The following is a 2,290-nucleotide window of genomic DNA, read 5'->3' as shown; positions in this document are numbered from 1 at the left end:
CAGGAAATAAGCTGTGTGCAACGCATCATATTTCTATGGGCAGCTAAAGCACCGCTATAACAAACGCTTCAAGAGGGACAGCCAACGCGTGGTATTTTCACTATGCGTTGGTTTTTGTGATTAAGGTGTTATGCGGTAAGTTGGCAGTAGCGTTGTCTGCCCCTTAAGCGGGCGTTAGCTTACTGGAGTCAACAAGGAGATAGGTTGTAAAAAGTAAGCTACCCAAATAGTAGCTTACACCGGTGATTCATCTTATTTATTCGACGATTTACTAGGTTTCAAGCCCGGTGTGTTACCCGGGGTGTTTTTATTGTCACGTCGACGCTGATCAGGTTTTCCTGTCGACTTAGCAATTGGTTTTGGACCTGGTTTAAGTGCCACAATGGTATTCCTTATATGTGTAAGAGCAAATCTCTCGTATGGTAATATATTTGCTTTGATGCATATCATTAGTGATCTGAGCCGTATTTCCATGAAATATATGGGGTTGCTATCGTTCAGATGTTGGTTGTTGGTAAGTTAGGGTGGGTGCTGAGAATTTGTAAGCTAACAAAGCGTTTAAGACGGATTCCCAACGCTTGGCATTTTTGGTTTGATTCAACTTTAGTGTTTACGGCACAATGGTTTAGGTAAGGTGGTAGCGTTGCTCACCACTTAACGCGGCGTTATGCTTAATCACCAAAAATCAGTGGTTTATGATTGTTCTTTGTTCCCTTGGCTTGTGAGTTTCGCGCTCGTCGGCAAATTGGCTTCAGTGGGCGCTGTTTTCCGGACCATTATTCTTTGGCGCTGGAAATTCAGCGAATTGCCTCATTCAATTTTCGGGCAAGCGCGAGGTTGGGGCGGTTGGTTCAATCAGAAAATTGATCTTAGGTTTTTTCGTTGTAGCTGCCAAAGTTCAAAGTCTGATTCTAAAAATCATGAGTCATTTCAGTTTTTGGTTTTTGGGTTTTGTTTGTGCATCAAAGCTGAGTTAATCTTGGTTTGGGTAAAACGTAAGTCATTGAAGCTTAAGCATAACAAACGCTTCAAGAGGGACAGCCAACGCGTGGCATTTTTACTATGCGTTGGTTTTTGTGGCTACGGTGTTATGCGGAAAGTTAGTAGTAGCGTTGTCTGCCCCTTAAGCGGGCGTTAGGCATTAAGAGGTATAGTTATGAATATATGGCGTCTGATTGCTCATCACGAGCATGCACTAGAATCAATTGAGCTTATGAAAGCGTTAGGTTGTATTGCAATTGGTTGGTCAGATATTGGGGATTTGTCTGCCATCAATCCTAACGAACAAGCAGAAATTACCAATTTAATCCATGCGAGTTACCCAGATTTAGGTAATGCCCATTTAGGTGGGCCAAGTTTATGGAATCTTTATAAAAACATGGAGATAGGTGACTTTGTTATAGTCAATGCTGATGGACGACGTAATTGTGTATTTGAGATTTCAGGGCAATATATTTTCAATACAGATAATCCAATTCTTGGATATATGCATCAACGCTCTGCAATTCTTACTGATATCGATGCTGAAAGATTGTGGCTAGAATGTGGTGCAAATGTTCAAGATGGACAAAATATTCGTTGGACACTAGCCAGTTGTATGTTTTCGGGAAGTGCCGAGAAAACTATACTTTTTGAAGGCACAAAATTTTCAGTCATGTCAACAGCGTTTGAGCGTAGTCCAATCGCGAGGAGTCAATGCATTGCGCGTTATGGATACAATTGTGCAGCCTGTAGAATTAATATGGAAAGCAAATATGGAATCATTGGGAAAGAGTACATACATGTACATCACCGAACAGATCTGGCGTTGAAGGGTGGCGCTCATGCAGTAAACCCGATTGAGGATTTAATCCCTTTATGCCCTAACTGTCATGCAATGATTCATAGAGAAAAACCAGCAATGTCATTAGAAAAATTAAAGAAAATACTCGCAGCGCATGCCTAACAAACGCTTCAAGAGGGACAGCCAACGCACGGCATTTTTACTATGCGTTGGTTTTTGTGATTACGGTGTTATGCGTAAGCTTAATAGTAGCGTTGGCTGCCCCTTAAGCGGGCGTTAGGCAAAGTGAGTTTTTATCAGCTAAATCGAGTTGGAATTGAACAGTAAATTCCATGTTTTGTGGCTTAAGTTAAGCAATAAATAATCATCACCTATTTGTTGTTTCTTGATCGCGTTGGGTTGTTTAGCGCTGTGGGTTTAGCGGCAAAATAACCTTCAGCATCCAAACGTCCGCCGAGCATGCTACGCTCGTCACTTTTCTTCCAAATCGCTCAATTTGAGTTTTTT

The 2,290-nt window shown here is 41.6% G+C and carries 1 protein-coding gene; it reads left to right on the top strand.

Features of this window, described 5'->3' with window-relative positions; all coding sequences use genetic code 11:
- Window positions 1-1,156: 1,156 nt before the first annotated feature.
- Window positions 1,157-1,945 (top strand): HNH endonuclease, encoded by a 789-nt coding sequence (locus AACT23_RS15990; protein ID WP_094128010.1) that lies wholly within the window; start codon window positions 1,157-1,159, stop codon window positions 1,943-1,945.
- The last annotated feature ends 345 nt before the right edge of the window (window positions 1,946-2,290 follow it).

Origin of the sequence: Vibrio sp. V09_P4A23P171 (assembly GCF_963875615.1) — a bacterium.
GTDB classification, from domain to species: domain Bacteria; phylum Pseudomonadota; class Gammaproteobacteria; order Enterobacterales; family Vibrionaceae; genus Vibrio; species Vibrio anguillarum.
Note: the sequence above shows the minus strand (reverse complement) of the source record. Positions and strands in the feature narration are given on the sequence as shown.